Annotated in this window: 7 protein-coding genes; all 7 read right to left on the bottom strand. The window is 67.7% G+C overall.

The window, feature by feature from the left end; all coding sequences use genetic code 11:
* Positions 1 to 226: 226 nt before the first annotated feature.
* Positions 227 to 1,492 carry an alpha-amylase family protein gene (locus VFG33_RS07650; RefSeq protein WP_325023871.1) on the bottom strand — a complete coding sequence of 422 codons (1,266 nt, stop codon included), beginning with the start codon at positions 1,490 to 1,492 and terminating at the stop codon, positions 227 to 229.
* A 53-nt stretch (positions 1,493 to 1,545) separates the two neighbouring features.
* On the bottom strand, positions 1,546 to 2,196 hold the full coding sequence (locus tag VFG33_RS07645; protein ID WP_325023869.1) for a response regulator transcription factor: 651 nt from the start codon (positions 2,194 to 2,196) through the stop codon (positions 1,546 to 1,548).
* A gap of 4 nt (positions 2,197 to 2,200) precedes the next feature.
* Positions 2,201 to 2,884, bottom strand: a complete 684-nt coding sequence (locus VFG33_RS07640; RefSeq protein ID WP_325023867.1) for a sensor histidine kinase — start codon at positions 2,882 to 2,884, stop codon at positions 2,201 to 2,203.
* A 255-nt stretch (positions 2,885 to 3,139) separates the two neighbouring features.
* Complete coding sequence (locus VFG33_RS07635) at positions 3,140 to 3,793, bottom strand: LuxR C-terminal-related transcriptional regulator (protein WP_325023865.1); 654 nt, start codon at positions 3,791 to 3,793, stop codon at positions 3,140 to 3,142.
* The gene (locus VFG33_RS07630) at positions 3,787 to 4,497 is read right to left on the bottom strand and encodes an endo alpha-1,4 polygalactosaminidase (RefSeq protein WP_325023863.1); all 711 of its coding nucleotides are present in this window, start codon (positions 4,495 to 4,497) and stop codon (positions 3,787 to 3,789) included. Before VFG33_RS07630 ends, VFG33_RS07635 begins: the two co-directional genes overlap by 7 nt.
* A gap of 125 nt (positions 4,498 to 4,622) precedes the next feature.
* Positions 4,623 to 5,282, bottom strand: coding sequence for a spherulation-specific family 4 protein (locus VFG33_RS07625; RefSeq protein ID WP_325023861.1), 660 nt, complete (start codon positions 5,280 to 5,282; stop codon positions 4,623 to 4,625).
* A partial coding sequence (locus tag VFG33_RS07620) for a hypothetical protein (RefSeq protein WP_325023859.1) occupies positions 5,279 to 5,832 on the bottom strand: 554 nt, incomplete at its 5' end. The genes VFG33_RS07625 and VFG33_RS07620, both read right to left, overlap by 4 nt.

Below are 5,832 nucleotides of genomic sequence, written 5' to 3'. Positions count from 1 at the left end.
GTCCTTCCCTGGTCGAGGCGGTGGGTGTCAAGGGTCGAACTTGTTCGAGCCCGCAGGGCCGCGAAGCGCCCTTGACACCCACCACGTCGACTAGCACACTCCCGCAGCGGAGACCGCGCAACCACACTGCCAATGCACCGGTCGCAACCACACTGCCAATGTTGCTTAGGGCAACCACATGCGCCGGCGACCCAGCGTACGGCAGACCCCTAGATCGAGCGTCGGGTTAGGTGGTGGTGAGGATTGACCAGCTGTGGGCCGGGATCAACAGCGGGTCTTCCGGTGAGGTGACGTTTTCGGGGTGCGCTGCGGTGGTTAGGGCAGACGCGTCTACCGGGAAGCGGCAAGGGTCGTCGGAGACGTTCAGCAGGAGGAGGAGCTCATTGCCTTCGCCTGTGGAGCGGAGGGCGAGGGTCTGGTTGGTGAGGTGGTCGACCTTGGTTCGTGCGCGGGTCAGCCAGGCGTTGCGGCGGCGTACGCCGATCAGTCGTTGGTGTAGGCGGTACGTCGGCCAGCCGTCGGGCGACAGGTCGTCCGGCTTCTCGGGGAAGGCGGGACGGACGGCGTCGTCGCCGCCGATGCGGTCTTCTTTGATCCCGCGGAACGCCTGCTCGTCACCGGCATAGATGCTCGGCACCCCGGCGACCGCGAACAGGAGCGCCACCGCGTGCCCTAGGTGCCTTGAATCCTCGAGTTTGCTGGCGATCCGGGTCACGTCGTGGTTGCCGACGAACGTCTGTGGCACGAACGTATCGAGCAACAGTTCATGCCGCTCGAGCGCATACGCCAACTCGAAGAAGTTCCCGTCGTTCAGTGAACTCCAGATCGCCTTCCAGAGCTCGTACTGCGTGACGGAGTCGAGGCTGCTCGCCGCCACATAGCCGGCGTAGTCGCCGTGGATCAGTTCGCCGAAGAACCACGCGTCGGGGTATCGCTGCCGGACCTCCGACAACACCTCGCGCCAAAACTCCGCCGGCACCGCGTACGCCACGTCCAGTCGCCACGCATCGACACCCCGGCCGAGCCAGTGGCACATCACATCGACCACGTACTGCCGAACAGCCGGCTCGGAATGGTTCAGCAGAACCAGTTGCTCATGACCCTCGAAGGTCTCCAGCGAACCGTCCGGACCACGGCGGAACCACTCAGCAGGCGCCTCGAACGACCGGGCGACATGGTTGAACACTCCATCCAGGGCGATCCGCAGACCGCGGGCTCGTGCCGCGGCGACCAGTTGGTCGAAGTCCGCGTCGTCGCCGAGGCGCGGGTCGATCCGGAAGTGGTCGATCGTGTCGTAGCCGTGCGACTCCGCCGCGAAGACCGGGCCGAGCAGCAGGCCCGAACAACCGAGCTCGATCGCGTAGTCCAGCCAGTTCTCCAACCGGCCGAGCCGGTGCTCGATGGGCCCGTCCGGAACCGCGGTGGCCTCCGCACCGACGAACCCCAACGGGAACACGTGCCACCAGATCGCGTGGTCGGACCACGACGTCATCACGGCTCCTCCCGGCCCGGCGCTGAGCGGGCAGTTACCTCCACCGTAGAGGGTTATCCAGGTGGTTCGACAATGCCGTTGGTGATCGCGTAGGCGACCGCCTCCAGCCGGGAGTGCACGCCGAACTTGTTCAGCACCGACTGGATGTGGGTCCGGACGGTGGTCCGCGAGATCCGCAGGTCCGTCGCCATCGCGTCGGTGCTGTTGCCCTGCACCAGCAGGTCCAGCACCTGGCGTTCGCGCCGGGTCAGGTAGCCGGCCAGGAACTGCGCGTGGGCCCGGTCCGGGTCGGCCTGCAGCCCGAGGGCGTCCCGGAGCAGGTTGTCGTCGCAGTACATCTCACCCGCCGCGACCCGGCCGATCGCCCGGACGACCTCGTCGATGCTGCGATCCTTCGAGACCACACCGCTCGCGCCGGCCTCCATGGCCTGCCGTAGTACCTCAGGGCCGGTCCGGGCAGTCAGTATGAGCACCCGGACGTGCGGCACCGCCTCCCGGATCTTGCGGGTGAAGTCGATCCCGTCCGCGTCCGGGAAGCCGAGGTCCATCACGCACAGGTCGACCGGCTCCTCGGTCAGCAGCTTCAGCGCATGCCGCGGATCCTGCAGAACGTCCTCGACCTGGTACTCGTGCGTCCGCAGTACCGCTGCCAGCGCCTCCGCGAAGACCCGGTGATCGTCGCAGACAGCGACCCGCACGGTCATCGCGCTAGTTGAGGTGGGCAACGGGGAAGCTCACAGACACGAGGGCGCCGCCGAACTCGGGGCTGCTGCCCACGGTTAGGTCGCCACCAGCGGCCTCGACCAGGGTGCTGACGATGGCCAGCCCACGAGACGCCAGTCCGGCCGGCCCGAAGCCGAAGCCCGGCCCGGAGTCCGCGATCGAGAAGGTCAGACCGTGGGGCTGTGACCGGTCCGACTGCCCGGCCGAGAGTTCGACCGTGCCACCCGGACCTGCCGCCCGGATCGCGTTCTCCAGCAGATTGCGCAGTACGCGGCGCAGTGACACCCGGTCGATGCCGACCCGCAGGGTGGTCACGTCGTCGAGCCGCAGCAACAGCCGGGTCGTGGTCGTCGGCGCGACTGTCCGGACCAGCTCGGACAGCACCGAGGACGCCTCGGCCGGCTCGGCGGCCTCATGGTCGCGCCGGAGCTGCCGGATCAGGCCGGAGACCTCGGCGGTCTCGGACTCGATCAAGGTGAGCATGGCGACCCGGGTCGTTTCGTTGGTCGCTCCGAGAGCAGCCGCAGTCAACGCGCGCACCGTGGCCATCTCGTGGATCAGGTCGTGCCAGATGTCACTGGGCAGCCTGGTGTTCGGTCGTTGGACCACCGGCACCACAGCGATGCCGGCCAGTCGATCCGGCCGATGGACGTGCAGAACAGAGCTCACCGTCTTCCCCCCATGTCGTCGCAAACCCAGTACGGCACGCAGGCACGCGCCGTCCCCGCCCGAGTTGGGACTGACTTGTTGTTACGCCTCACTGCTTTGACTGATTGCCTCAACGCTCTTGCCACGGCAAGCCCTGGCCCCCAGCCAAAGGCTTCGACGCCGGAGCGTCAGCGAACCGAACAGAAGGTTACCAACAGAGCACCGTCTGTCGTCGACTTCATCGGTCGGCCCGATTGCCTCACCCTTAAAACGCAGTCAGCGCCTCGGGGTTACGGCCTGAACCCCGGCTCGTCTGCCGATCACCGCGGCCTGGACCGCGGTCCGAGCACCCAGCTTGCCCAGCACGCGCTGCACGTGGGTCCGGCTGGTGCTCTCTGCGATCCCGAGGCGGAAGGCAAGGGCTCGTCGATCGAGACCGCCGACCAGGCAGCCGAGGACAGTCCGCTCGCGTTCGGTCAGGCCGTCCACCAACCGCCGCGCGTCCTCGGAGCTCTCCCCGATCGACCGAGCCGGACTGCCCAGTACTGCGGAGCTCACCCACATCCCGCCGCCCGCCACAGCCCGGACCGCCTCTTCCACCTCGGTCAGCGGATCGGTCGCGGCAACCCAGCCATGGGCCCCGGCCCTCAGCGCCTGCAGAACCGGAGCGGCGTCGTCCACGTTGGCCACCATCAGCGCCCGCGTCCGCGGCGCGACGTCGAGCAGCACGCGAACGATCGCCGCCGCGCTGACACCCAGATCGTGCGGCTCCACCAGCGCCACATCCGGCTGCTCCTCCTTGGCGAGCTGCAGGAGGTCCTCCAAGCTGCTGACGCTGCCGAGGCTTCGCATGCCGAGCTGCCGGCCGAGGTGCGAGGCGACGGCCTCGCCGATCACCCGGAGCGGGTTGCACACGACGACGCTCAGCACGGCCGTCGGTCCGCGCCCAGCTCGAGTGGCTTCTGCATCGAACTCAGACCCATCGCCTTGGCCTTGGCGCAGAACTCGGACGGGTCCAGGTCGTACTCCACGTGCAGTACCGCCTTGCCTGCCTGCAGAAACGGCTGGAGCATCTCGCACTCGTCGTACCTCATGCATTCCTCGTTGACGGCGAAGTCGAACGACGGCTCCAGGGCGGCCGCCTGCTCGACGTCGTTCTTGAGTCCGACCGACATCCCGCGGGCATGCGCGAGGTCGGCGATCCGGCGGTTGAAGGTCAGCTGGTCGTCCGCGGTCAGCGGGAAGCCGCTTTCGTTCGAGTAGCCGTCCACGTTGTCCGGCTCGACCGCGTCGAACCCCTTGGCCCGGCACTGGTCGAATCGCGCGGCCAGGATCGGTTCGAGCTGGTCCCACTGACGAATGTCCAGCCAGCGTTCGTCCGGCCAGCCGTCCAGCTCCTTGCCGAGCACCGACGCGGGGAACTTCTTCGCGTCCGGCCTGTACTTCTCGTACGAACCGACGCTCACGTAACAGATCACGTGCCGCCCCAGGCTGTGCAGTTCGGCGATCTCCGCCTCAGACGTGGTCTGCCAGTCCACGTCGTACACCGGCACGTCCACGCTCAGGTCGAGCTTGCCCTGCAACTGCCACTGCCAAGCCGTGCCCTGCTTGGGCACCCATCGCGTCTCAGCCACTCTGTTGCTCCCAGTTGCGGACGGCAGCGCAACGAAGGGCTGCTCTGACGGCGTGGTTTCCTCAGCTTCCGATCCCGAACAACCTGCCAGCATCAGCAGGCCCAGAGCGCCCACCATCAGCCGGATCAACATCGTTCGACCTGCACCTGCTCTAGGGGCAGGCGGTCCCACGGATGCGGTGCCGGCCGATCCGTCACGTAGACCAGCCCCGCCCCCAACTCCTCCGCCCGCGCCGCCACCGTGTCCAGTTCCCCAACCGGTACGCCGTGCACCAGGTGCCACCGCTTCTCCGGCGCTATTCCAGGCCCGGGTGACTCCACCCGGGCGTGCGCGGCAGCGTCGTCCTCGAAGACACAGGTGACGTCGAAGAGATCCAGTAAACCGGCGCAAGGCTCTACGCCAGGATTGGCGACAACCGTCCTCATACCGGCACGGCGAGCGAGACCCGCCAGCAGCCGGTTGTGGCCGAGCCCTTCGATGCCGGAGGCAACCTGGTCGTACATGATCCCGTCCACGGCGTAGAGCTCCAGCCAGGCCCGGACGTCGGCCGCGACGCGCGGCACTCCACGGCGGCCGTAGTCGACGTCCACGTAGCCGATGAGCCGGACACCATGCGCCCGCAGCATCGCCAGTGCCTCCGGGTAGTACGGATCGTTGGCAGCGCCCGGGCCGTCGGCCACGTTGACCACGACGAACTCCAGACGGTCGCCGAGCGCCGCCAACTGCTGCCATTGCTCGGGAGACTCGGCGGGATGCACGTACCAGGGCACCGCCAGCCGTGTCATCGGTGAGCCTCCACCTTCGTCAGTCGCTGCCAGCACAGCACCGACAGCGTCATTGCCAGCGAACCACAGATCACGAAGTAGCAGGCCGCGAGGGCGAGTGCCTGATCCATCACCAGGTAACGGCACGCGGTGAGGACCACTCCGAGGCCGGTGACCACCAGCACCGGCACGATCTGCCGGTGCGCCACCAGCAGCAGCGCGGCCAAGAAGGTCCAGCCCAGCAGAACAGTTGCAGCGAACCGCACGATCGCCACCGGCTCCAAGTGACCACCGGACCACGCGAGCACCACCGTGAGTGTCACCACCACCCCGAGATAGCCGCCGACACAACGCAGGATCGCGCCCCGGATGGTCTGGGTGAACGCGGCTGCCGAGTTGGTGGTCTGCAAGGCCAGACCGGCCCGCCCGCGGTAGACCTCGAGTTGCCACTCGGCCATCAGCACGCCGCCGACCAGCGGAGTCAGGGTCAGGCTGACGCCCGCAGTACTTTCCACCAGGCCGTCCAGGAGGCCCAGTGTCAGCAGGAGGGCCAGGCAGAGGCCGTAACCGG

The sequence above is a fragment of the Kribbella sp. genome (assembly GCF_035687465.1).
GTDB lineage: Bacteria > Actinomycetota > Actinomycetes > Propionibacteriales > Kribbellaceae > Kribbella.
The sequence above is the reverse complement of the archived record's forward strand: the minus strand, read 5'-3'. Positions and strand labels throughout refer to the sequence as shown.

Coding starts and splice junctions, on each gene's coding strand:
- VFG33_RS07650 (WP_325023871.1), bottom strand. CDS start 1,492: ATGACGTCGTGGTCCGACCACGCGATCTGGTGGCACGTGTTCCCGTTG.
- VFG33_RS07645 (WP_325023869.1), bottom strand. CDS start 2,196: ATGACCGTGCGGGTCGCTGTCTGCGACGATCACCGGGTCTTCGCGGAG.
- VFG33_RS07625 (WP_325023861.1), bottom strand. CDS start 5,282: ATGACACGGCTGGCGGTGCCCTGGTACGTGCATCCCGCCGAGTCTCCC.